This is a genomic window from Paenibacillus castaneae, assembly GCF_002884445.1.
Taxonomy (GTDB): Bacteria; Bacillota; Bacilli; order Paenibacillales; family Paenibacillaceae; genus Pristimantibacillus; species Pristimantibacillus castaneae.
Genome location: NZ_KZ614144.1, coordinates 4,506,682 through 4,530,309, shown reverse-complemented (window position 1 = coordinate 4,530,309; position 23,628 = coordinate 4,506,682). Strand labels below are relative to the sequence as shown.

At 49.5% G+C, this 23,628-nt stretch carries 22 protein-coding genes; 21 read left to right on the top strand and 1 reads right to left on the bottom strand.

Going from position 1 to position 23,628, the window contains the following annotated elements; translation table 11 throughout:
* Positions 1-535: 535 nt before the first annotated feature.
* The 16 genes from CEF13_RS20350 (at position 536) to CEF13_RS20275 (ending at position 21,548) form a co-directional block, all read left to right on the top strand.
* Complete coding sequence (locus tag CEF13_RS20350) at positions 536-3,376, top strand: extracellular solute-binding protein (protein ID WP_166742672.1); 2,841 nt, start codon at positions 536-538, stop codon at positions 3,374-3,376.
* Entirely contained in the window at positions 3,373-4,272 is a 900-nt protein-coding gene (locus CEF13_RS20345) for a carbohydrate ABC transporter permease (RefSeq protein WP_102713441.1), read from the top strand. The genes CEF13_RS20350 and CEF13_RS20345 overlap by 4 nt, the downstream gene beginning before the upstream one ends.
* Before the next feature lie 16 nt (positions 4,273-4,288).
* Positions 4,289-5,158: a carbohydrate ABC transporter permease gene (locus CEF13_RS20340; protein ID WP_102713439.1), complete on the top strand. Its 870-nt coding sequence runs from the start codon at positions 4,289-4,291 to the stop codon at positions 5,156-5,158.
* 23 nt (positions 5,159-5,181) lie between these two features.
* Complete coding sequence (locus tag CEF13_RS20335; protein ID WP_102713437.1) at positions 5,182-6,648, top strand: NHL repeat-containing protein; 1,467 nt, start codon at positions 5,182-5,184, stop codon at positions 6,646-6,648.
* Positions 6,645-7,283 (top strand): Yip1 family protein, encoded by a 639-nt coding sequence (locus tag CEF13_RS20330; protein WP_102713435.1) that lies wholly within the window; start codon positions 6,645-6,647, stop codon positions 7,281-7,283. The genes CEF13_RS20335 and CEF13_RS20330 overlap by 4 nt, the downstream gene beginning before the upstream one ends.
* A gap of 32 nt (positions 7,284-7,315) precedes the next feature.
* Positions 7,316-9,532 (top strand): DUF5696 domain-containing protein, encoded by a 2,217-nt coding sequence (locus CEF13_RS20325; protein ID WP_146022741.1) that lies wholly within the window; start codon positions 7,316-7,318, stop codon positions 9,530-9,532.
* Positions 9,533-9,543: 11 nt separating this feature from the next.
* Positions 9,544-10,446 carry a carbohydrate ABC transporter permease gene (locus CEF13_RS20320; RefSeq protein ID WP_102713431.1) on the top strand — a complete coding sequence of 301 codons (903 nt, stop codon included), beginning with the start codon at positions 9,544-9,546 and terminating at the stop codon, positions 10,444-10,446.
* 21 nt (positions 10,447-10,467) lie between these two features.
* On the top strand, positions 10,468-11,427 hold the full coding sequence (locus CEF13_RS20315) for a carbohydrate ABC transporter permease (protein WP_102713429.1): 960 nt from the start codon (positions 10,468-10,470) through the stop codon (positions 11,425-11,427).
* Between the two features lie 133 nt (positions 11,428-11,560).
* Positions 11,561-12,916, top strand: a complete 1,356-nt coding sequence (locus CEF13_RS20310) for an ABC transporter substrate-binding protein (RefSeq protein ID WP_102713427.1) — start codon at positions 11,561-11,563, stop codon at positions 12,914-12,916.
* A gap of 82 nt (positions 12,917-12,998) precedes the next feature.
* The gene (locus CEF13_RS20305; RefSeq protein WP_166742673.1) at positions 12,999-14,573 is read left to right on the top strand and encodes a glycoside hydrolase family 32 protein; all 1,575 of its coding nucleotides are present in this window, start codon (positions 12,999-13,001) and stop codon (positions 14,571-14,573) included.
* A gap of 25 nt (positions 14,574-14,598) precedes the next feature.
* The gene (locus CEF13_RS20300) at positions 14,599-16,059 is read left to right on the top strand and encodes a glycoside hydrolase family 32 protein (RefSeq protein WP_102713423.1); all 1,461 of its coding nucleotides are present in this window, start codon (positions 14,599-14,601) and stop codon (positions 16,057-16,059) included.
* A gap of 27 nt (positions 16,060-16,086) precedes the next feature.
* Complete coding sequence (locus CEF13_RS20295) at positions 16,087-17,580, top strand: glycoside hydrolase family 32 protein (RefSeq protein ID WP_102713421.1); 1,494 nt, start codon at positions 16,087-16,089, stop codon at positions 17,578-17,580.
* The gene (locus CEF13_RS20290; RefSeq protein ID WP_102713419.1) at positions 17,574-18,581 is read left to right on the top strand and encodes a PfkB family carbohydrate kinase; all 1,008 of its coding nucleotides are present in this window, start codon (positions 17,574-17,576) and stop codon (positions 18,579-18,581) included. Before CEF13_RS20295 ends, CEF13_RS20290 begins: the two co-directional genes overlap by 7 nt.
* Positions 18,582-19,595: 1,014 nt before the next feature.
* A complete protein-coding gene (sigK, locus tag CEF13_RS20285) occupies positions 19,596-20,126 on the top strand; it encodes an RNA polymerase sporulation sigma factor SigK (protein WP_102713417.1) in 531 nt (176 codons plus the stop codon).
* A gap of 740 nt (positions 20,127-20,866) precedes the next feature.
* On the top strand, positions 20,867-21,025 hold the full coding sequence (locus tag CEF13_RS29745; RefSeq protein WP_425320558.1) for a helix-turn-helix domain-containing protein: 159 nt from the start codon (positions 20,867-20,869) through the stop codon (positions 21,023-21,025).
* A gap of 10 nt (positions 21,026-21,035) precedes the next feature.
* Complete coding sequence (locus CEF13_RS20275) at positions 21,036-21,548, top strand: hypothetical protein (protein ID WP_102713413.1); 513 nt, start codon at positions 21,036-21,038, stop codon at positions 21,546-21,548.
* Between the two features lie 233 nt (positions 21,549-21,781).
* On the opposite strand, the gene CEF13_RS29345 is transcribed toward CEF13_RS20275, so the two are convergent.
* A complete protein-coding gene (locus CEF13_RS29345; RefSeq protein ID WP_244917106.1) occupies positions 21,782-22,297 on the bottom strand; it encodes a hypothetical protein in 516 nt (171 codons plus the stop codon).
* Positions 22,298-22,444: 147 nt separating this feature from the next.
* Between CEF13_RS29345 and CEF13_RS28895 the strand changes: the two genes are divergently transcribed.
* From CEF13_RS28895 to CEF13_RS20250, 5 genes are all read left to right on the top strand, one after another.
* Positions 22,445-22,594 carry a hypothetical protein gene (locus tag CEF13_RS28895; protein ID WP_166742674.1) on the top strand — a complete coding sequence of 50 codons (150 nt, stop codon included), beginning with the start codon at positions 22,445-22,447 and terminating at the stop codon, positions 22,592-22,594.
* A 2-nt stretch (positions 22,595-22,596) separates the two neighbouring features.
* Complete coding sequence (locus CEF13_RS29740) at positions 22,597-22,731, top strand: recombinase family protein (RefSeq protein ID WP_102713411.1); 135 nt, start codon at positions 22,597-22,599, stop codon at positions 22,729-22,731.
* Positions 22,732-22,748: 17 nt separating this feature from the next.
* Positions 22,749-22,853 carry a recombinase family protein gene (locus CEF13_RS29735; RefSeq protein ID WP_102716468.1) on the top strand — a complete coding sequence of 35 codons (105 nt, stop codon included), beginning with the start codon at positions 22,749-22,751 and terminating at the stop codon, positions 22,851-22,853.
* Between the two features lie 88 nt (positions 22,854-22,941).
* A complete protein-coding gene (locus tag CEF13_RS29730) occupies positions 22,942-23,214 on the top strand; it encodes a recombinase zinc ribbon domain-containing protein (RefSeq protein WP_102713409.1) in 273 nt (90 codons plus the stop codon).
* Positions 23,215-23,316: 102 nt separating this feature from the next.
* The gene (locus tag CEF13_RS20250; protein WP_166742675.1) at positions 23,317-23,604 is read left to right on the top strand and encodes a DUF4368 domain-containing protein; all 288 of its coding nucleotides are present in this window, start codon (positions 23,317-23,319) and stop codon (positions 23,602-23,604) included.
* Positions 23,605-23,628: the final 24 nt, after the last annotated feature.

The window sequence follows — 23,628 nt, the reverse complement described above, 5'->3', positions numbered from 1 at the left end:
GTCGTACTAAAGATAATATGCTCCGTCAAATTTATGTGGCATCTTCCTCGGGTCTAATTGGTATGCAATTACAAGGTGCTATGGCGATATTTTCTGTTAATCTCAAACGAATCATTACCCTCATGAAAGAATCAAAGTAAAAGAACACAGAAAAAGGCGACATTCCGTTCTAATTTGAACGAAATGTCGCCTTTTTGATTTGAAACATGTCTTCAACTAATTAACAACGCTAGTTCTTCAGTGGCCTCAATGCTATGCCGGGTCATCTTTTTTTTGTGTCGTTTGCCCGGAGGCCCCCCACGTACGGATTGATGAGGAGGGGCTGAAATAAAAGCTCAGCCCTTACACTAGCGTTGCCATTCTGTAGGTACCGCGCCATCCGGCACAACCAAAAACTTTGAAAGTATGATCCTGAGCATTGTGAAATAAGTGCGGATTTGTTTTTGATATATTGTTCATACAGCAGTAATTCAAATTGCATTCACCCTCGCTACAGGCAATGCGGGAGCGGGAAATACGAATTCGGGGGTTGGCCGTGAGAAAAGATTGGATCTTTTATACCGTGATGTTTTCGCTTCTTATAGCAGCAATAGGCGCGGCAGCAGTGTTCTCTTATTCCGAGGAAGAAACTGCTGATGCGGTCGTATACAAGCTTGCAGATGCAGAACCGCCGTCAGGCGGGGTTCTTCTTGGCGCAGGAAGTATGAATACCGGAAGTGCGCTTGCGACCATTCTTCCTGAATGGAAGGGGCGGGAGCAAATCGCCGATTGGCAGGAAGGCAAGACGCTGGAATGGACCGTAGAGGTCGCGGAGGAGGCGGATTACGAGTTGTCGCTCGGCTATTATCCGCACAAAGGAAACGGGCAGCCGATTGAATTTATGCTTTATGTTGATGGTGAAGCGTTATCCGATCCTTATGCACCGTTCGAGCTAAACCGATTGTTCTATGATGAGCCGGGTGCACTGAAGCGGAGCGGCGGCAATGAGCTGCGTCCAAAACAGCTTGAAGGCGAGGTTTGGCTGCATACAAAGGTGGCGGTTGCGGGCGAGCTAGAGGATGGTCCTCTGAAGCTCTTTCTAACGAGCGGCAAGCATGTCATCAAGCTAGAAAATGTGAGAGAAAGCGCAGCAGTCGATTACATCAGGCTGGAGAAAGCGGCCCATGTGAAAGGCTATACGGACTATAAAGCCTCGCAAGCCGCGATTGAAACGAAAGGAAACGGTGAAGCCTTCATCACGTTTCAAGCGGAGCACGCTTATGCGAAATCCGCATCGGGCTTGTTCCCGACGACGGATCGGACCTCGCCGTTTACGACGCCCTACAGTCCGACTTTGCTTCGGATTAATACGATCGGTGGCAGCAATTGGGATGTGCCAGGGCAGTGGATCAGCTATAAATTCGAGGTGCCGGAGGATGGATGGTACAAAATCGGAGCAAGGTACCATCAGAATGAGGTCAAAGGCTCCTTCGTCTCAAGAAAGCTTGAGCTGGATGGAGAGGTGCCGTTTAAGGAAATGAACGCGGTTCGATTCCCATATGCCTTGAAATGGGATATTACGGAGCTTGGAGAAGAGACGGGCAAACCATATCTTTTCTACCTCACGAAAGGCGAGCATGAGCTGAAGCTTGAGGTTACACTAGGCGACATTGCGCCGTCGGTGCAAAGCGTACAGCAGATGGTTTACGATCTCAATCAAATTTACCGGAAAATCGTCATGATCACCGGCGTTAATCCTGACATCTACCGTGATTATGAAATTGAGAAAAGCGTACCGGGCTTGCTGGAGCAATTTCAAAAGTTGTCCGGGCAAATGAAGGACGAAGCGAGTCGATTGGATCAGCTGTCGGGACAAGCGAACGCAGGCTCCCGCACCTTGAAGCTGCTTGCGCTTCAGCTTAACGGGTTTATCGACCGTCCTGACCAAATTCCGAAGCGCCTGGAAAATTATAAAACAAACATTACGGCGGTGGCTGATTGGATGCTCAGCGCCATGAAGCAGCCGCTAGAGCTCGATTATTTGTATGTAGCTTCGGACGGTTATGAACGGCCGAAGGCGGAAGCTGGCGTTATTGCGCAAATCGTGCATGAAATCCGCGCCTTTGCCGGTTCGTTTCTGCAAAATTACGATTCGATGGAGGGCAGCGAGGAAGCGAAGCGTTCCATCGACGTATGGACTGGCCTTGGTCGTGACCAGGCCTACGTGCTCAAGCGCCTGATCGACGAATCATTTATTCCCGAAAGCGGGATTAGCGTGAATCTGAATTTAGTAGGAACCTCCCTTGTGACAGCCGTTATGGCGGGGGAAGGTCCGGACGTCAACCTGTTTACGAGCCGCGGTGATACGATGAACCTAGCGGTACGCGGTGCGCTTACTCCGCTCAATCAGTATGCGGAGTTCGAAGGGATGAAGAGTGAGTACATGGATACGGCGTTCATTCCTTACCAGTACAAAGGCAACACCTTCGCAGTTCCCGATGATCAGGAATTCTTCATGCTCTTCTACCGGAAGGATGTCCTGCAGGAACTTGGCATAGAACCGCCGCAAACATGGGAAGAGCTTCTCAAGGTGGCTCCTGTGCTGCAAAACAATAATATGCAAATCGGCTTGCCTTACGAGAATCTCGATGCTTTCCAGCTGCTGACGAAAGGCATCGGGGCGCTTAATTTGTTCCCGACGCTGCTGATGCAAAACGGAATAGGCATCTACAATGCGAAGGAAGACGGCACACGCTTCGGCGAGCCGCAGGCGTACACTGCCTTCAAGCAATGGACGGATTTCTACAACTTATATGATTACCCGCTGTACAAGGATGATTTCAACCGTTTCCGAACGGGCGAGATGCCAATCGTCATTTCCACCTATAAGCTGTATACCCGCTTGGCGGCGGCAGCGCCGGAAATTACAGGTACGTGGGAGATGATCCCAATTCCCGGCATGAAGCGTCAGGATGGCACGATCGATCGCTCCACAGGTGCAACGGGAACAGCGTCGATTATTCTAAAGGACGCGGTTAACAAAGAAGATGCCTGGACATTCATCAAGTGGTTCAACCGTCCAGAAATTCAAAGCCAGTTCGTCAGCGAGCTGGAGAATGAAATGGGCGTGCTGGGCAGAAGGGTGCCAGCCAATCTAATCTCGTTCGAGTCGACGAATTGGAGCAGGGCGGAACAAGAAATGCTGACGGAGCAGTGGAAGCAGGTTCAAGAAATTCCAGAGCTGCCAGGCGGCTATTACACGTCAAGAAACGTGGATAACGCTTTCCGCGAGGTTGTATTCCAAATGGGCAACGCAAGAGAGAGTCTCTTCTATTGGAACAAGGACATCAATGAAGAAATTAAACGAAAAAGGTATGAATTCGGGGTGGAGCAATGAAAAAATCAATAGCCCAAACGATCGGCGTGCATAAGGAAAGCTATCTGCTGATGACGCCGTACATGATTTTCTTTCTGCTCTTTACGATTCTTCCCGTCGTGCTGTCCATCGTGCTTGGTTTTACTTACTACAATATGATCGAGCCGCCGCGCTTCGTCGGTTGGTACAACTACATTCGATTGTTCCTTGACGATGACATCTTTATTATAGCGGTCAAAAATACGTTGTTCTTCGCGTTCGTTACGGGGCCTGTGAGTTACTTGCTCAGCTTCCTCGTCGCTTGGATGATCAACGATTTATCCAAGACATTGCGCTCAATCGCGACTACGGTGTTCTATATCCCGACGATCATCGGCGTATCCGTATTCCCGATGTGGAGACTCATATTCAGCCCAGATGCTTACGGGTATTTGAACGGCATGCTGATGGGCCTCGGAATCATCAGCGAGCCAGTCGCCTGGCTGCTCGATAAAGAGTATATTCTGCTCATTCTGATCGTCGTTCAGCTGTGGATGAGCCTTGGCATTAGTTTTCTGGCTTTTGTTGCCGGACTGCAGACCGTCGATCGCAGCCTTTATGAAGCGGGCGTAATGGACGGCATTAAAAACAGATTTCAAGAGCTGTGGTACATTACGCTGCCATCGATGATCCCGCAGTTGATCTTCGGGGCGGTGATGCAGATTGTCATTTCATTCAGCGTCGCGGATGTTTCCATTCAGCTTGCCGGGTTTCCGAGTACGGAGTACGCGGGCGAAACGATGGTTACCCACATCATGGACTACGGCAGCATCCGATATGAGATGGGCTATGCCTCCGCTATGGCGGTTGTACTGTTCTTCATGATGGTGTTCACGAATCGACTCGTGACGAAAATATTGCAGAAGGTCGGAATTTGATCGGAGGAGGACATCCATGTTCACGATAGCCCAAAAAAAATCCGGCGCGAAAGCGAGACGCTCGCTTGCCGGAAACATCGCGATATTCGGATTCGTGGCGATTCTCGGCCTATTCTCCGCTTTTCCGTTTATCTTCGCGATCATTACGTCGCTGAAGCCGCTTGATGAGCTGCTTCAGTTCCCGCCTCGCTTGATCGTCATGAGGCCGACGCTTAACAATTTTACGGATTTGTTCCAGCTCGCCTCGAATATGTGGGTGCCGCTGTCCCGGTATATTTTCAACACAGCGTTTATCTCGGTTGTAGGCACGGTGCTGCACGTACTGTTCGCGGCAATGGCTGCTTATCCGCTTGCGAAGCATAAGTTTCCAGGCAAAAATCTGATTTTCTCAGTCATCGTTATGGCGCTTATGTTCGTGCCTCAGGTCACCTTCATTCCGCAGTTCGTGCTCATGTCCCAAATGAACATCGTGAATACCTACGGGGCGTTGATCCTGCCATGGATCGGCGCCTCACTCGGATTATTCTTAATGAAGCAATTCATCGAGCAATTGCCCGATGCGATTCTGGAAGCGGCGCGTATCGATGGGGCGAGCGAATTCAAAACGTTCTTCTCCATCATATGGCCGAATTCGACGCCAGCCATTATGACGGTTGTCATCTTCCAATTTATTAACCTTTGGAACTACGCGCCGAAGGAACTCATATTCGGCGAATCGCTCAAAGTATTTCGAATGGCGCTCGAGCAGATCGTAGCGGGGGACCCGATTGCAAGAATGGGGGCCGGATCGGCGGCAGCGGTTATTCTCATGATCCCGCCAATTATCGTTTTTGTACTGCTGCAGCGCAAGGTTGTCGAAACGATGACCTTTGCGGGGATTAAATGATGGAGGCTAGAGGTGGAATCATGATGATGAAAAGGATGCTAGCTGCGGTGCTGCTTCTCCCCTTATTAATAGCTGCGCCGTCAACGGTCATGGCGGAGGCGCCTTACCAGTCCTACGTATACAACGAATGGGATCAATCAAAGGCGGCACCAGCCAGCTATTTGCCGGAGCGTACCTATTCCGGCATAGAGCTTGGAGCTGGGACATTCAGTGAACCGCAGGATATGTTCGTGGACAACCATAATGCCATTTATATTGCGGATACAGGCAATAAACGAATCGTCAAGCTGAATGAACGGTTCGAAGCGGAAGCGATCATCGACAAGCTCGACGATAATGGCAAAGAAATGACGCTTGCGTCACCAATAGGTATATTCGTCACGGACGATGGCGCGATCTATATCGCAGATAAGGATAGCGGCCGGATTATTCGGGCAAGCGCAGACGGCAAGGTGGAACTTGTCATTGAGAAGCCGACCGATCCGCTTATTCCAAGCAGCTTTCAGTTCAAGCCGACAAAGGTAGCGGTTGATAACGCTGGACGTATTTATGTGTTGTCGGAGGGACAATTCTACGGACTGATGCAGTTCAACAGCAAAGGTGAATTTACCGGCTACTTCGGAAGCAACCGGGTGGAGGTGACGCCTGCGGTTGTGGTGGAGACGTTCTGGAAGAACCTGCTGTCGAAGGAGCAGCGCTCTGCGATGATGAAGCTGCTTCCGATCGAATATTCGAACCTGGATATCGGAGCGGACAATTTCGTATATACGACGACGATTATTTCCAAAAACTCACGCGAGGAAATTAAAAAGCTGAACCCGCTCGGCAACAATGTACTGATGGGCCAGCAGGGAAGGGCGGACTTTGGCGATAAGGAGTTTACCTTCAAGCAGGGCGTAAAGCAGGATACCTCCTTCGTTGATCTGAGCACTGACGCGGACGGTTTTATCGCAGGGCTTGATCGAACAAGAGGTCGGGTATTCGAATACGATTCGGAGGGCAATCCAATAGCGGTATTCGGGTCGCTCGGCAATCAGAAGGGAACCTTTCTCCAGCCAGCGGCAATCGCATATTGGAAGGGCGAGCTGCTCGTACTGGATGCGGCGAAACGGAATGTGACTAGGTTTGCGCTATCGGAATACGGCGACCTCGTTCGGCAAGCAACTGTACTTTACAACCAAGGCCTATACGAGGAGGCTGCGGTCATCTGGCAATCGGTTGCCAAGCGGAATGCGAATAACAGCATCGCTTATGTCGGCATTGCAAAGGCGCTGGAAAAGGAAGGGAGCTTCGACGAGGCGCTTGTCTATTACCGGCAAGGGACGGATCGATCCGGCTATTCCGACACCTTTGGTCAAATCCGCATGCAGACCGTACGGAACAACCTGCCTATTATAATGACCGTGTTTATTCTCGCTTTAGCCGGATATTACGGCTATAAAGCTATTCGGGCAACGAGGAACAAGAGACGAAGGGAGGTTTCCAGGTGAGCGCATCCTCTGTACCAAACACCTCGAAGCGGCTAAATCCTTTTAGCTCCCTGCTGCATCCGTTTGACAGCTTTTATGCTGTTAAGGAGGAAGGCAAAGGCTCGCTTCTTGCATCGGCGCTTATTGTTCTTGTGTTTTTTTTCGCAACGATCTTCAAGCGTCAAAGCACAGGCTACACCTTTAATCTGGCTGATCTCAGCGCTCTCAACATCTGGCTGATTGCGGCGAAGACGATCGTGCTATATGCGCTTTGGGTCGCCGGGAACTGGGCGGTAGCTACATGGATGGATGGCGAGGGAAAGGCGAAGCAGATTGCCATTGTTAGCGCATATGCAAGCATACCCTATGTGGCTGCGGTAATCCTTACGACGCTGTTCAGCAGAGTGCTTGTGCAGGAGGAAGGCATGTTTCTTGGCTATATCACAACGATTGCAATGGTTTGGAGTGCGCTGCTTATGTTTATCGGCTTGCAAACCATTCATGACTACGGTGCAGTCAAGACACTTCAGTCTGCGCTGCTAACATTTGCGGCAATGGCCATTGTTGTTTTCTTGGTGATGCTGTTCTACACACTGTTCCAACAGATGTACGTGTTTGTTTATACCATTTATAACGAAATGCTTTTCCGCTTATGAGGCAAAGCATGGATCGGAAAGGGGAGGGCAGCTTGAAATTACGAATAATGATAGCCTTCATGATGGCAATGCTGCTCATTATCGCCTCATCGAGAGGGCTAGTGACGAGCTTCGCAGCAGGCACGGCGGCAGCTCCAAGCGGCGGCTTCCAGCGTATGGCGGACAGCGGCAGACTAACGCTTGACTATAATCCGGCTACCGCCGAGCTGATCGTAACGGATACGACATCAGGAGCCATATGGCGAAGCAACCCCGTCGACCTGGTAGACGACAAGCTTGCCAAGGGCGCCAAAAAGATGGATTTGTCATCACAGCTTTTGCTGGATTATGTGGATGACCAGAACAAGCCGTTCCAGCTTAACAGCTTCACGGGAAGCGTGAAGGAGAAACAGCCGGAATGGAGCAAGGTTGATGGCGGAGTAGAGGTTACCTATGTGTTCCCGAAGGCCGGCTTTACCGTACCTGTCCGCTATACGATCAGCGGGGATGCTTTGTCGGCGGTGATTGTGTCCGATGGCATCAAGCAGCAGGATAAATTCAAGCTGGTCAATATCAGCCTGCTGCCTTTCTTCGGAGCGGCAGGCAGCGCAGACGAAGGGTATTTGTTCGTCCCGGACGGCAGCGGTGCATTGATTAACTTCAACAATATGAAAAGCAGCTATAAGAGCTTTAACGAGCGGGTATACGGAGGCGACGAGGCGCTCGATTATTCCAGCAAAGTCGACCAGAAGGAAACGGTTCGGCTCCCGGTGTATGGCATGAAGCAAAATGCATCGGCATTTGTCGCCGTCATCCATAAAGGCGCTTATCAGGCAGGCATCACGGCCGAAGTAAGCGGCAAAAATAATTCGTACAACAATATATTCAGCTACTTGAATCTGGTTGAGTTTGAAACCAACGTCCTTCTGGAAGGCACGTTAAACGAGAAGCAGGTGACGCGAGGATCGACATCTATGACAGGCGGCATGGATTACGAAGTGAAATATTTTTTCCTTCATGAAGCGGACGCCGATTACAACGGAATGGCACAGAGGTACCGCACTTACCTGCAAGAGGAGCTGGGCATGAGGCCTGGAACCGACAACTCTGCGGAGGAAGGTAAGCCGATTCCGCTGCTCGTTGACTTTGTTGGAGGCGTGAATAAAAAAGCTACCTTCTTCGGCATTCCTTACAATACGGTAGAGGTGCTTACTTCCTTCAAGGATGCGGAGCAAGCTGCAAGCCGAATGCAGGAAGACAACATGACGAACTTGTCGCTGCGGCTTGAGGGGTGGGCATCGGGCGGAGCGAAGGGAGAAGTGCCTGTATCGCTTGACGCGGAAGGAAGGCTTGGCGGCGACAAAGGCTTTAAGAAGCTGGCGAAGGAGCTGGCAGCGAAGGGCGTAGCCTTCTACCCCGTCGTTGATCCCGTGAAATTGTACGAGGGCGGGAACGGCTTCAGCAAGTTTGCGGATACAGCCAAAGGCATCAGCCGCGCGCCGGTATTAAAGTATGACTACAGATTAAGCGATCAAATGAAAAATAAGGCTTTAAAGCGTTGGTATTTGCTGAAGCCAAGCTCGGTAAATGAAGCAATCAACCGTTTCACTGCAGCCGCGGCAAAGGGCGGTCTTGAGCATGTCTCCTTGCAAACGGTAGGTACCATGCTTTATTCAGACTTTAAGCGCGGCAGCCAGCCGAAAAACGTGACGGGCACGACTTGGGAGAGCGGATTGAAGCAAGGGCAAAGCAATCTAGGCGGTCTTATGTTCGATAAGCCGAACGCATATACGTTTCCTTATGCGGACAGCCTGTCGGACGTTCCATTGTTCGCAAGCGGCTTCGATGTGGAGGATGAGGAAGTGCCGTTCTACAGCATCGCGCTTAGCGGGCTGCTGCCTGCATACAGCGAGCCGATTAATCTCTCGAGCATGCCGAAGCGATACTTGCTGAAATTGATTGAAACCGGGACGTTCCCGGCGTACAAGTTCATTGCAAGAGATTCCGCACTACTTAGCCATACCGAATACGACTTTCTATACAGCGCAGATTTCGATCTGCTCTACGATGATATGAAAGAGCAATACGAGTATCTGAACGAAGCGTTGGGTGAGGTTGCAGGCGTTGCGATTACGAATCACATGAAACTGCAGGACGGCGTATACCGCACAACGTTCGAGAACGGCAAGTCAGCCGTCGTCAATTACAACAATGAGATGGCTGCTGTTGGCGCTGAGAGCATTCCGGCGCTGGGCTACCTCATCCGTTAGGGGGTGAACGCATGATTAGAAAATTAAGGGCTTTTCCTTACACGAAGAAAAAAGAGCTTTACGGATTCTTGTTCGTACTGCCATGGATACTCGGGTTTATCTTGTTTTTCGGGAAGCCGCTGCTCACTTCGCTCGTTTTCTCGTTTCAGAACATGGAGATGACGCCCGAAGGGCTGCGCGGCGTATTTATCGGCTGGGACAATTTTGAATACGCATTGTTCAAAGATCCAGCCTTCATTAGGGAAGCAACCAATTCCTTCGTGAACATGCTCTACGGCGTTCCGCTTATTCTGGTGTACAGTCTGTTCGTGGCCGTGCTCCTCAAAAACAAGTTCCGTGGCAGAGGCTTCATGCGCGCAGTGTCGTTCCTCCCAGTCATTATCGCTTCGGGTGTGCTGATGCAGATTCTGAAGGAGGATGTATTCTCGCAAGGGATGCGCGGAGGAGCGGAGAGCGTCTACCTGTTCACTGGGGCCGGCATCAACGGCATCCTGCAGGAGCTTGGCCTAGGCGCGCAGCTTATTGAAATATTCAATAATGTGATCTCGCGCATTTTCGATTTAACATGGCGTTCGGGCGTGCAGGTGCTGCTGTTCTTGGCGGGCCTTCATTCGATACCCAGTTATTTGTATGAGGCATCCTCGATCGAAGGGGCGAGGCCTTGGGAGCAGTTTTGGAAAATAACGCTGCCGATGCTCACGCCGATGATGATGCTTAATATCGTCTACACGATTATCGATACGTTCACGGATTACGGCAACAGCGTTATTCTGATGATTTACAATACGGCATTCTCGCAGGTCAGATTCGGGTACAGCAGCGCGCTGGCGTGGTTATATTGCATATTGATTGCCGTGTTCCTCGGCGCTGTCTACATGCTGCTGAAGAAACGCATCGTCTACATGCAGGATTAAACAGAAAGCGGGGAACCCCATTTGAATGCAATCCTTCCGAAAAAGCAACTGAACCGGGTAAGGAAAACCTTGACCTCCATCATTCGTTTCTCTCTTCTTGCGGCGCTGGCGTACCAGTTACTCTATCCGCTCTTGTACATGCTGAGCATGGCGCTGCGCCGACCGGAGGAGGCGATGGACCCGAGCGTCATCTGGGTACCTAAGACCCTCACGCTGAGCAACTTCACTGATGCGCTTCGTGTTATGGATTTCTGGGACGCGCTGCAGAACAGCTTAATCATAGGGATTGGCTGTGGAATTCTGGATGTATTGTCCTGCGCCTTCGTAGCCTATGGCTTCGCGAGATTTAAGCTTCGCTTCTCGGGCATGCTGTTCACGCTCGTCATCCTGACGCTGGTCGTACCTGTGCAGACGATCATCCTGCCTTTGTATGCGGATATGAAATACTTTGATGCGTTTGGCATTATGAAGCTAACCTCGCTCGTCACGGGCGGGCCCGATTCCATCAGTCTCGTCGGCAGCTTCTGGGCGTTCTTCCTCCCGTCTATGTTTGGGATGGGGCTGCGCTCGGGCTTGTACATTTTTATATTTAGACAGTTTTTCAAAGGCATGCCGAATGAACTGGAGGACGCGGCTTATATGGACGGCTGCGGGCCGTTCAAAACCTTCTTTACGGTCATGCTTCCAAATGCTAAAAACGCAATCATTACCGTGTTTCTATTCTCCTTTGTCTGGCATTGGAACGAATTCTATATGTCGAATCTGCTGCTCGGCAACTTGAAGAAAAATTTCGCAATCGCATTATCTTCCCTGCGGGTAGACCTTCAATCCGTTGTCAATGTACAGACGATCAGCGACCCGCTCGTCGTTGTGACAAGGATACAGGCAGGGGCTTTGCTCACGATTCTGCCGCTGTTCATTCTATATTTGGTGACGCAGCGTTATTTCACAGACAGCATCGAGCATGGCGCGATTAAGTAGCCTATGCGTCGCCAATCGACTGATGAAAGGAGGCGAGGCCCCGAACCATTGGCGTCAAGCAGTACAATCCATGAATAATCAAGGGTGTCAGGCATGTCCACAAATGAACGTAAATTAGGGGAGGCAATTCAATATGGTCCAAAACAAGAAATCATTCTCGATAATGCTGGCTGCTGTTGTTATGCTCGTTAGCGTCATGGCCGGTTGTTCAGGCAGCAACAACGGCGACAATAATACGACTAAAGGCAGCACGAACAGCAATGGAAACAAACCTGCAGTAACGGAAGAGGCAGCGTCAGATGCTCCAAAGCTTGAAGATGGCAATATCACGATTCTTTATCATACCTCGAAAGAACAGTATGACCAGAATAAAGCGGCAAATCCGGCAGCTTTTGATGCCGTCTGGGAAACAGTCGGTCAGTTCGAACAAGCTTATGGCGGTAAGGTTAATGTCATCGCCGTGCCATGGGGCGATCAAAAACCAATGCTGATCTCGATGGTCAATGCAGGCGACCGAGTTGACGTCGCACAGGCAAATGACCAAAACTTCCCGGTTTATCCGCTGAAAAAGATCGTTCAGCCGCTTGACCAGTACATGGATTTGTCTGATCCGTTCTGGAACTCCTCTGTATCGAAAGCGTTTACGTTCGGCGGTAAACATTATGCAGCTGGCGTTGGAGCAGCTCCAATCGTCATCTACTACAACAAAACGCTGTTCGACAACAATGGCGTAAAAACGCCTGGCGAGCTATATAGCGAAGGCAATTGGACATGGGATACGTTCCGTTCGACGGCTCTTGAGCTTACACAGGATACCGATGGTGATGGCAAGAGCGACCAGTTTGGCTTCGGCTGGTGGGATGCGGGTTATCCGTTAATGGTAGCTTCAAATGGCGTTACTAACCTGTCGTATAACGAAGATGGCTCGATTACGACCAATTACGAGTCGGATAACATGAAGGAAGCGATGCAATTCACGCAGGATGCTCTTCTGAAGGATAAATACATCGATAAAGACAAAGAAGGCGACTATTTCAACGCGGAATTCAAGAACGGCAAGCTGGCAATGACGGCAGAATACGGCTTCGGTGGCTTCACCGTATTCAAGAGTGATTACGAGCTAGACTTCGTACCGGTACCTACAGGTCCTAAAGGAACGAAAGACGTCGGTCCTGGCGGCATGTCCGGCTGGTCGATCCCGACGGTGTCGAAAAACCCGCAGGGCGCAGCCATTTTCATCAAAATGATGTCGGAGAACGAGCTTAAAGTGGCTACAGACAACAATGTGAAGCAGTTCGGCCAAGAGAAGGTGGACCAAATGAATGATTTGGGCACTAAAATCCTATTTGCTCCGATCGGCGTCGAGAAGTATTGGGATGCCAATACAGCTGCACTGACAGGTATTAAGGACGGCACGCCGGTAGGTACGTTCGCGGCTACCGCGAAAGCGCTGCTAGAGGAAGGCATCAAGATTACGTTGACGCAATAAATAGCTGGTCATCTGTCCGCCGTCATGCATGCATGGCGGCGTGTATAGTTATAAACACCTGAAGCGGAGGAGAGAACGAACGATGAATAAGAAGCTATCGAGAACGGTTGGGATGGCAGCGATTGCTCTTGCCACCGCAGCGCTGGCGAGTGCTTGCAGCAAAGAGAACACGCAGAACCCCGCGGTGACGGCGGTTCCAAGCGCATCCGCGACGGCAGAGCTTGCTGCAACAGCAGAGCCGGTTAAGCAGGCGGAGGATCGGCTGTTCTGGAAGCCACCAGAAGGCTGGGTAGGCGATGTGATGCCGTTTAGCGACAACGGACAAATTCATTTGTTCTATCTGCAGGATTGGCGAGACGGCGCACCTGGCTTTCACCCCTGGCATCAGGCATCGACAGCTAATCTAATCGAATATGCATATGAAGGGGAGTCCATCCCCTTTGGTCAAGAGGCTGATCAAGACCTGGCGCTTGGGACGGGCAGCGTCATTAAAGCCGGCGATACGTATCATGCCTTCTATACCGGACACAATTGGAAATTCCCGCAGGAGGGAAAGCCAAAGGAAGCAGTTATGCATGCGCTCAGCAAGGATTTGAAAAGCTGGACGAAGGTGCCTGCTGATACGTTCTATGCACCTGAAGGCTACGAGAAGGATGATTTCCGCGATCCGTTCCTGCTGTATAACGAGGAGAAAGGCGAATACTGGCTTCTGCTCAGCGCGCGTAAGGATGGCGCTGGCGTGATTGCCTTGTTTGCTTCCAAGGATCTGAGCAAGTGGGAGGTGCGAGAGCCTCTAACCGTTGAGGAATCGGCTTCGTTCTTCATGCTGGAATGTCCGGACATTTTCCGTATGAATGGAAAGTGGGTACTTGTGTTCTCGGAGTTCAGCAATCAGAAATCAACGCACTACCGCGTGAGCGACTCGCTTGACGGTCCTTGGATGAAGCCGAAGAAGGATGTTTTCGACGGCAGAGCCTTCTATGCGGCCAAGACGGGAAGCCTTGGGGACCGCAGATTTTTGTTTGGCTGGGTGCCGACGCGCCAACTGGAGAAGGATTATATGAAGTGGGACTGGGCAGGCAATATGGTTGCCCACGAAATGACCGTAGGCAAGGACGGCTCCCTCGGCGTGAAGGTTCCGGATGAGGTCGACCGATTGTTTGCGACGCATGCGGCGCTTGGCGAAGCCCGCAAGCTGGGGACTGTAGCAGGCGACGACGGAGCGCGTGTGCTGGACGGTTCATCAGGCGTCAGCGGCATTATTTTCGATCAGATGCCCCAAACAGCAAAGATTACCGGCAGCGTAAGCTTTGATGAGAAAGTAACGTATAGCGGTCTTGTGACGGGCGTCGGCGAGGAGCCGGAAAAGGCGTACGGCATCCAGCTGGAGCCCGGGAAGGATCGAATCCGATACGATGCGGCTAGCGGTGACAATCTGTCCTCGCTGGAGCCTGATGTACAGGTGCCAATTGCATTCGAGCCGAATGTGGAATATCCGTTCACCATTATTATCGAGAATGCCGTAGCCGTCTTCTATATTGGCGATTCTGCGTTGACGACTCGTATCTATAAAATGCCTGGCGGGGCTTGGGGCTGGTATTCAAGAGCCGGGAAGACGACACTCTCAAATCTTGCCGTTGCCGTTAGAGCGGACTAGAGAGGGATGATTAGGAGGAATAAAGATGAGTGAGCTGTATAAGGAGCGGTTCCGGCCGCAGTATCATCTGACGCCTCCGAGTGGACCGATGAGTGATCCGAACGGAATGGTCTATTTTGAAGGGGTATACCACCAGTTTTACCAGTTCACCGGACGATGGGGGCATGCGAGAAGCCGTGATCTTATTCACTGGGACCATCTGCCGCTTGCGCTTGTGTCCGATGAACTTGGCGACATCTGGTCGGGCTGCTGTGTCGTGGACAAAGTAGACACGAGCGGATTGTTCGGCGGCAAAGCGGGGCTGGTTGCTTTATTTACTCATTATAAAGAAGGCTTGCAGTCGCAAAGCTTGGCTTACAGCGCGGACGGCGGGGCAAGCTGGACGAAGTATGCCGGCAATCCCGTTATTCCGAATCCTGGCATTCGCGACTTCCGTGATCCGAAGGTGCTGTGGCATGAACCGAGCGGCAAATGGATTATGGTGGTGTCCGTGGACAAAAGCGTTCATTTCTATTCGTCGGACAATCTGAGAGCATGGCAATATGAGAGTGAATTCGGCAAGGCTCAGGGATCACAGGCAGCGGTATGGGAATGCCCAGACCTCTTCTGTCTGCCGATTGAAGGCAATGTGACGCGCCAGAAGTGGGTGTTGCATGTCAGCATTGGCGACAACCGGGAAACGGACGGCTCGACCGCGCAATATTTTATCGGCGAATTCGACGGTCGCCGCTTCACGAACGACGACGTTACGGGGAAGCAGATCCTTTGGACCGATTATGGCCAGGATTTTTACGCGGCGGTTACGTATTCCGATCTTCCGCAGGAGGACGGACGCAGCATTTGGCTGGGGTGGACCTCCAATTGGAAATACCCGTTCGCAGGACCGACTGCGCCGTGGAAGGGCGGCATGTCGATTCCCCGAACGCTTACGCTTCAGGAGGATAGTGAAGGTCTGATCACACTTTGCCAGAGACCGATTGACGAGCTGAAGCGGCTGCGGACGGATGCCTTTCGGTTTACCAACGTTGCATTGGAAGATGGATCCGTTAAGCTGGACTATAAAGGAGCCTCTTATGAGCTGATTGCGGATATCGAGTGGAAGGATGCCGATTCATTCGGCTTGCGCGTCCTCTGTTCGGCAGATGGTTCCGAGGCAGCGCATATCGGGTATGACGCAGTAACCGGGACGGTTTTTGTGGACCGAACGTTTGCCAGTCAGAATGAGTTTATCAATCGGGAGGGAGCTCCCTTTCATTTCGGCAAACGGTTTACCGCACCCTGCAAGGGGGTGCAAAATCGAATAATGTTCCATGCCTTCATAGACGAATCAGTCATTGAGCTGTTCTTAGGCAATGGGGAGAAAGTTTTTACGGTTTTGGTCTATCCGCAAGCGGACAGCCAAGGTGTTGAGCTGTTTGCCCACGGCGGTGCTGCTCTTTTTAATAGCGTTGAAGTATATAGGCTGAAGTCCATTTGGAACAAATAGTATAGAAAGCAAGGATAGGTGAGTGGGATGAATAATAACGTAAGCAGTCAGGAACAACATCAAGCTTTTATCTCTCAAGCTGAAGAAGCATGGAGAAATAACAGCAGCAAGCTGAACCCTCAGTATCGCCTCCAGTACCATATGATGCCCCCAGCGGGCTGGATGAACGATCCGAATGGGATGATCTATTTTGAAGGGCATTACCATCTGTTCTATCAGCATGATCCGTTTCAGGCAAAGCAAGGACCGATGCATTGGGGGCATGCGAAAAGCAAGGATCTTGTCCACTGGGAGCATCTGCCGGTAGCGCTTGCGCCTTCTGAGGATTATGACAAGGGCGGAGACGGGGGACAGGGCTGCTGGTCAGGCAGCGCCGTCGACAACAATGGCGAGCTTACACTTATTTATACGGGGCATGTAGACGGGAAGACACCGGAAGAGGTGCAATGTCTGGCAACAAGTAAGGACGGCGTGACCTTCCACAAGCATGCTGCTAATCCGGTAATCGGAGATTCGCCAGATGTCGAGCGCTTCGGGTTCCGCGATCCGAAAGTATGGAAGAACGGCGACAGCTGGTACATGGTCGTCGGTTATGGTAAGGACGGCCGCGGCAAAGCCATTATGTATGTCTCTAAGGATCTGTACAGCTGGGAATATAAAGGTGCTGCGTTAGAGAGCGAGGGCACGATGGGGGATATGTGGGAGTGTCCCGACCTATTCCCATTAGGTGCGGGGGATCAGCATGTCCTGATTATTTCACCGATGAACATTGCTCCGATCAAAAATTTATATGTGGCAGGCAGCTTTGATTATGCGAGCTGTCGCTTCGAGCAGCAGCATGCTGCGCAAATCGACTACGGCTTCGATTTCTATGCGCCGCAGACCTTGCTCGATGACCGGGGCAGAAGAATTATGATCGCATGGATGAACATATGGGGAGCGACGATGCCGGAAGCCGCGCATGGCTGGCTTGGCGGCATGACGCTGCCGCGTGAGCTGACAATGGCAGAAGACGGCACGCTTCTTAGTCAACCGGTACCGGAGCTTGCCACACTTCGAGGATCCCATGTTACGGCTTCAGACGTTACTATAGCTGATCAATCATACGTAGCCATAGACGGCGTTCAAGGCGAATCGCTCGAGATGGACATCGTTTTTGATCTGTCGAACCCTGTAGCATCGGAGGTCGGCGTTCGCGTGCGATGCTCGGAGGATGGAGCTTCTTTCACCGAAATCAGGTACTCTGTTCGCGGTCAGAAACTGTATACGGACCGTCAATGGAGCGGAGCGGGCGATGGCGGAATCAGCGAGGCGCCGCTGCAGCTGGTTGCTGATGGCCGCTTGCATTTGAGGCTGTTTCTTGACCGATCCTCTGTCGAGCTGTTTGCAGGAGAAGGACGCATTGCAATGACGAATCGCATTTATCCGAAGCTGCAGGATACTGGGATTTCTTTCTTCGCGCGAGGCGGCGACGCAAGAATCGAAAGTTTGGATGCTTGGGAGCTGAGCTCGATATGGTAGCGGAAGATCAAGCTCACAATGAATGCACACGGGATGTTGTAGCGCTTGGCGAGCTGCTTATTGATTTTACGCCCCATGGCGTATCCGATCAGGGACAGCTGCTCTTTGAACGCAACCCAGGCGGCGCGCCGGCGAATGTGCTGGCTGCCTTGGCTAAGCTGCAGTGTCGGACATCCTTTATTGGCGCGGTTGGCGAGGATTCGTTCGGCTATTATTTGAAGGACGTATTGACACTGAGCAAGATCGGTACCGAGGGGCTGGTCTTTACGAAAGAGGCGGGAACAACGCTTGCTTTTGTCCATTTAGCTGCGGATGGCGACCGTTCCTTTTCTTTCTACCGACAGCCGGGTGCCGACTATATGCTTCGTGAAGAAGACGTAAACCTCGAGTTAATCCGCTCGGCGAGCATTTTCCACTATGGCTCAATTTCGATGACGCATGAGCCGTCACGTACAGCAACATTAAGCGCTGCTGCTTATGCTAAAAGCCGAGGGCTGCTGATCTCGTACGATCCGAATCTGCGCTTATCGCTGTGGGAAAATGAACAGACGGCGAAGGATCGCATGACTGAGGGACTTGAGTATGCGGACGTAGTGAAGCTTTCCGAGGAGGAGCTGTTATTCCTGACTGGAACGAGCGAGCTTGAACTGGGAACGAAGCAGCTGACCGAGCAATATCCGTCGATAGGCTTGCTGCTTGTTACGCTAGGTCCAGGCGGAAGTTATTGCCGGGCAGGCAATATAACCGCTTCGCATGGAGGATTCTGCGTCGAGGTTCAGGATACGACAGGTGCAGGCGACGCTTTTTTTGCAGGCATTCTTTTTACTTTGCTGGGTAAGCTTGGACATGCTCAGAAGGAGTGGACGATGCAGGAGCTAAGGTCGATGCTGGCCTTCGCCAATGCTATGGGCGCGCTTGCCACGACAGGCAAAGGGGCGATTCCTTCCATGCCGACGATTCAGGAGGTCAGAACTCTAGCAGGTGCTGACATAGCTGATTAGGTGAGCATGCTGGATAGCAAGATGAGCGGCAATAAGCGCATAGACGTGCTTATTGCTCTTCATCATGCTTTAGCGTGCCCCTAATATAGTGAAATGCTGTTTCATTTAGAAAGCGCTTACTGTTTAGTTGAAAATTTTTGATTTAAGACTCGTTAAGTAGCAGCTTTTGATTTAAGGAATAGGATAAGTAGACAGTATAGAACTCGTATCCAGAGTTTTGTACTGCCTTTCTTTTTGTAACCTTCAAAAATAGTGAACCAATGATCTAAGGTCACATTAATATTCTGCAGTAGCCACAGCATCAAAAACATAGAAGTATAGATTTAATTTCCTTGCCGCTGAATGATAAATCGCATTTCAGCCATTGAGGGGTAACTTACCTTAAAGAACTGATTCCGACTCCAGTCAATAAGAAGGATTAGGTCAAATGGAGTTCTTGTTGTTGTTAGAGAAAAGCTACATTAGCTACTCAGATTTAATGTGTTCAAATCAAGCTAATTCCGAACCACTTCTATCGGAGAAGTATAATGCCCTTTGGAGGATTGCATTATTCATGTATGAGGATTTCGTAAAGCAGTTGTCAGCACAGCATCAGTAATGTGTTTAAGGCTATTTCTCAAATAATCGAAACCACAAAGTAGCTAGCCAGGCTTAATGTCCCAGGAAGTAGCTTCAGAAAGACTCTCATTGATATCGATGCAAGGATGATCGCTTTCGTTGGGGACAGAACAATCGAGAATATTAATCGGGCAAAGACATTACGTGGTATCCAAAGTGCGACGGGCCACTTTACTAGATCAAAAAACACACAACTTACACATGTGGAGGCTAAAACATATACATTATTTTATGGGGACGAATTGGGGGCGAAAACCATCACAAACTACATAAAAGAACCAACTAGATAACACAGCGGCCGGAACAAACCCATATTTAATAAGGATTTATCCTACAGCAACATATTTAATCCTAACCCATTCCTATCGCTGGCAGCGATGAGGTCGTAGTGAATTAATTACATCTGGTTGTGTCCACAACGTCAAAAAGTTTGATAATACAGGCGAGGATCTCGAGGACTTAATTAGTATTGGGACAATCGGCTTGATCAAGGCGATTGAGAGCTTCCAGACGGGAAAGGGCACGAAGCTGGCGACTTTCGCAGCTCGCTGTATTGAGAACGAAATACTTATGCACCTGCGTTCTTTGAAGAAAACACGTAAAGACGTATCGCTGCATGATCCGATCGGCACGGACAAGGAAGGTAATGAAATTACGTTGATCGATATCCTCGGAACTGAAGCGGATGATATTGTAGATCGGGTGCAGCTTAAGATTGAAAAGAGCAAGATTTATAAAAATCTTGATATATTGGATGATCGCGAGAAGGATGTTGTGATCGGCCGCTTCGGGCTGGAGCATGGCGGGGATGAGCGGACGCAGCGGGAGATTGCGAAGGAGCTTGGGATTAGTCGGAGCTATGTTTCCAGGATAGAGAAAAGGGCGTTGATGAAGCTTTATCATGAGTTTTATAAGGCGAAGAGATGAGAATGACCGGAACTATTATATAACATCTGATCATATCGTATATAGTGGAAAATGTGATGTTATATCAATAAATAAAACCAAATGGCAGAGATTCCGTTTGGTTTTTTTACTGTATACACACTTGACACATGTTGAATGTTGCTCACTGTTGGTCAGGAAAGACTAATAGTTGAGGTGTATTGGCGTATACAGCAACGGAGCGGGAAAAGTCCCGCTTCTTTTTTTTTTTTTTTGACCAAAAGTTCAGTTAGGGGCGGCTATTGATAGTCGTCCTTTGTTGTACCCCCACCAGTGCCTAGCGTAAAGGCAATTGCTTCTGAGCCGAAGTTAAGGCTTGTTATACCCGCCTGAAAATTTTACAAATATCCTTTTGTACGCACAAAGAAGCCCCTACCAAATCGGCGGGGGCGAAAATAGGGAGCGTGTGCTTCTATTATTAACATGAAGATAGCTAATATACCTGTCTTCCTATCTAGATAAAATGCTTTAGAAAGTACCCCTAATCTTAAATATCTCCCTCAGCCTAATGACTGAGTTTTCCTAGATACCAACATTACAGACCTCAATTACCTTAGCTTGCTTATGCCCCACTTTTCTTCATGAGAACGGAATATTTCGATTCTCATTAAAGACTTATTACACGTCTCTATTTCTCTCTACGCTCTGTGTGTTCCGTAACTGCCCCAATTACAAATATTGTAGGTGACAATATTTGAAAGGAGTTGGAAGCATTGGAGCAGATGCTGACAATGCAGGAAGCTAAAGACCTGCTACGGGTTTCCTATCGAACGATTCATAGGCTTGTCTCGAACAACACTATTCCATCTGTGAAGGTTGGGCGGGTCATCAGAATCCCACAATCGGGGTTAAAGAAGTTTATTCTTAACGAAACGTCATGAGGTAGTGGCAATGATTATCAACAGTAAGACGGTCTCACTCACCGAAGCCGCTACTAGGTTAGGTATGACCGAACAGAAGGTTTTACAGCTTAGCCATCATGGGTACTTGGAGCAAGCTAAGCCTGAGAATGGTAAGACAAGAATAATTGTGGGGAGTCTTGAGAAGTTTGCTAGCCGAAGCGGGATAGCCCGTCAGGAAGCCCCTAAGCCTGTTGTAGTACGTTCAGAGAACTTTACCATCGGTGAGACAATGACCAAGCTAGGACTGCACACTGAAAGTTATGGAATGAGTTGGGGCGCAAGGTCAAAGAGCGTTTACGAGACTTGCAACATCAGGTTTCTAAGAGTCTTGACCCGCACCCTGCCGAAGTATTTGAACAATACAAGGAAGAAATGCAAGCGCAATTACAAGAGTTATTCGCACCTGCATATCAAAATTCCCCGTTCTATCAAGCCCTTTAGTCAGGTGCAGAAAGTCCTTTCAATAATTGACGGGGGTGTATCAAAATTTGACCCACCCTAAACCGTGCCAAAAAGAAAAAGCCGCCCCCTGTTGACGCAGAAGACGGCTCGTTGCCCCTGCTGACACAGGAAGCGACCACTAACCAATCGTGGTAGGGACGAAAGCCATTGGGCTTCCTGACCTCCACAGTTTCATTATACAAAATAGTCTGCATTTCGTAAGAGTATTGTAACTCCCCCATGACAAGTATTGCGTGGCGGGGTATATCAAAATTTGACCCACCCCATCAAATTTTACTTCTTCTTGGCAGGTCTCCATTTGTAGCCGCAGTTCATACAGCCGTTGACAATTTCACTTCTCCCAACGAACCCGACTAATATACTTACAGGTAAGGACAAACTAATTGATATCCAACAAATAATGCCGATGAAAGTTATTATGCCATCAATACCTTCACCACCTATGCCACTTCCACCACTACCGATTTTCACATTCATCATAAAAAGATAAGCCCCAACCGTACCGACTAACACTAAAATGAGAGGAAGTAATCCCATCCACCCAAGTGTTTTGAACATGTTTGCAAAGCTGTAGCCCCTTTTATTGGCTACAATTTGCTGTGACTTACATTTTCGGCAAGTAACGACATTTACATTATTTGCATTGTTCGATTGACTTCCCGCTCCCCCTGCTTGGCTGACAGTAGCCCTGTTTACTTGAGGACTAGCCGCTCTGCTAGCTGTCCTGTTAGCTTGGGCGGGAATTGTCCTGTTAGGCTGATTGACTGTTGGTCTAGTAGTACGTTGCACTTCTTTTGACTCCCTCCTGATGGTCTCTTGTAGGTATGTAGAACTATTCGGCAAAACTTTCCAAAACCCTCTTTACAGCCTTTCTATTGTTGTTCGCACCTTTTCAAATACATGGAGCGACCATTGATAGCAAGGGAGATGATAATAATGAAAGTCGAAAGAACTTTTAATGGGAACGAGTCATTTATTAGTCTGCTATTGCCGTTGATTGAGATTGATAGAATTATGGAACAGCAGGACGGCTTAATGTATAATGATGGCAGCGCCAATACTTCTCATAGTGAAGAGGTGGCGTAACTATGAGATGTGCAGTATATATTCGTGTTTCGACAAACAAAGAAGAACAAAAATCGTCTTTAGAGAATCAGAGAAGTCTTTTCTACCAATACCTAGAGGATAAGGGTTGGGATGTATTTGACTTCTATGTAGATTAGGTAAGAAAAATGCGGGGCTGTACTGGCAAGGTACGTCCGTAAAGAAAATTTTAACCAATCCACATTATGTTGGTGACTTAGTTCAAGGGCGGCAGACAACAGTAAACGTTACATCTACGTGAAGAAGTTCCAAGGGAAAAGCAAATTGTTACTGAAGACGCTCACCATGCTATCATCTCTAGGGAAGATTTTTAAGCTGTATAACAGTACATGCAAGGACGAAAGCGGCAACAGGCAAAGCCGAAGGCTAAGAAGCACCTATTTACTAATTATCTCTTCTGTGCCGACTGTGGCAAGGCTCTATGGTATGTCAGGTATGTCCACTATCGAAAAGGTTTTGTATGCGGCAACTATTACAAGCATGGTAAGCACGTTTGCAGTCAGCAGAGCGTTAAGGAAAGGGAACTTAAAAGCGTTATCTTGGATGATATTCGTAACATGGCTGAAACCCTCAGTGAGAAGGAAGTCATGGGGCGGCTTTAGGTAAAGACCTTACAGGCAAGGAAACAGGCAGACAAGCAAATACAGTCTTTACAAAGGCGCATTGAAAAGCTGAAGGAACAGAAGACAGGGTTAATCAGGCTGTTGGCAAGCGGCACTATTACGGAGACCGAATACAAGGAAGCAACGGAGAGCGGCAATGCTGAACTCTGTAGCCTACAAGAGCAGTTAAAGTGCTTTCAGTCCTTACAGGCAAGTAGTAGCACAGGGGAAAGCATCGTTCGATTGAAGAAAGAACTCAAGCAGTTCATGAAACTAGACGAACTGACTTCTGAGATGGTACATCGTTTGGTCGATAAGATTGAAGTTCAAGCGGATGGCTCGGTGAACATTCATTACAAGTTCACTCCCACCGCTTTACTTTCGGCTTAAAATACAGTGACCGACACTCAAGTC

Bases quoted from the DNA above. Each gene is read 5' to 3' on its own strand.
- CEF13_RS29740 (WP_102713411.1), top strand. From the start codon at position 22,597: ATGAGATGTGCAGTATATATTCGTGTTTCGACAAACAAAGAAGAACAA.
- CEF13_RS28895 (WP_166742674.1), top strand. From the start codon at position 22,445: ATGAAAGTCGAAAGAACTTTTAATGGGAACGAGTCATTTATTAGTCTG.
- CEF13_RS20295 (WP_102713421.1), top strand. From the start codon at position 16,087: ATGAATAATAACGTAAGCAGTCAGGAACAACATCAAGCTTTTATCTCT.
- CEF13_RS20345 (WP_102713441.1), top strand. From the start codon at position 3,373: ATGAAAAAATCAATAGCCCAAACGATCGGCGTGCATAAGGAAAGCTAT.
- CEF13_RS20290 (WP_102713419.1), top strand. From the start codon at position 17,574: ATGGTAGCGGAAGATCAAGCTCACAATGAATGCACACGGGATGTTGTA.
- CEF13_RS29745 (WP_425320558.1), top strand. From the start codon at position 20,867: ATGCTGACAATGCAGGAAGCTAAAGACCTGCTACGGGTTTCCTATCGA.
- CEF13_RS20310 (WP_102713427.1), top strand. From the start codon at position 11,561: ATGGTCCAAAACAAGAAATCATTCTCGATAATGCTGGCTGCTGTTGTT.
- CEF13_RS20320 (WP_102713431.1), top strand. From the start codon at position 9,544: ATGATTAGAAAATTAAGGGCTTTTCCTTACACGAAGAAAAAAGAGCTT.
- CEF13_RS29730 (WP_102713409.1), top strand. From the start codon at position 22,942: ATGCAAGGACGAAAGCGGCAACAGGCAAAGCCGAAGGCTAAGAAGCAC.
- CEF13_RS20275 (WP_102713413.1), top strand. From the start codon at position 21,036: ATGATTATCAACAGTAAGACGGTCTCACTCACCGAAGCCGCTACTAGG.
- CEF13_RS20300 (WP_102713423.1), top strand. From the start codon at position 14,599: ATGAGTGAGCTGTATAAGGAGCGGTTCCGGCCGCAGTATCATCTGACG.
- CEF13_RS20335 (WP_102713437.1), top strand. From the start codon at position 5,182: ATGATGAAAAGGATGCTAGCTGCGGTGCTGCTTCTCCCCTTATTAATA.
- CEF13_RS20305 (WP_166742673.1), top strand. From the start codon at position 12,999: ATGAATAAGAAGCTATCGAGAACGGTTGGGATGGCAGCGATTGCTCTT.
- CEF13_RS20340 (WP_102713439.1), top strand. From the start codon at position 4,289: ATGTTCACGATAGCCCAAAAAAAATCCGGCGCGAAAGCGAGACGCTCG.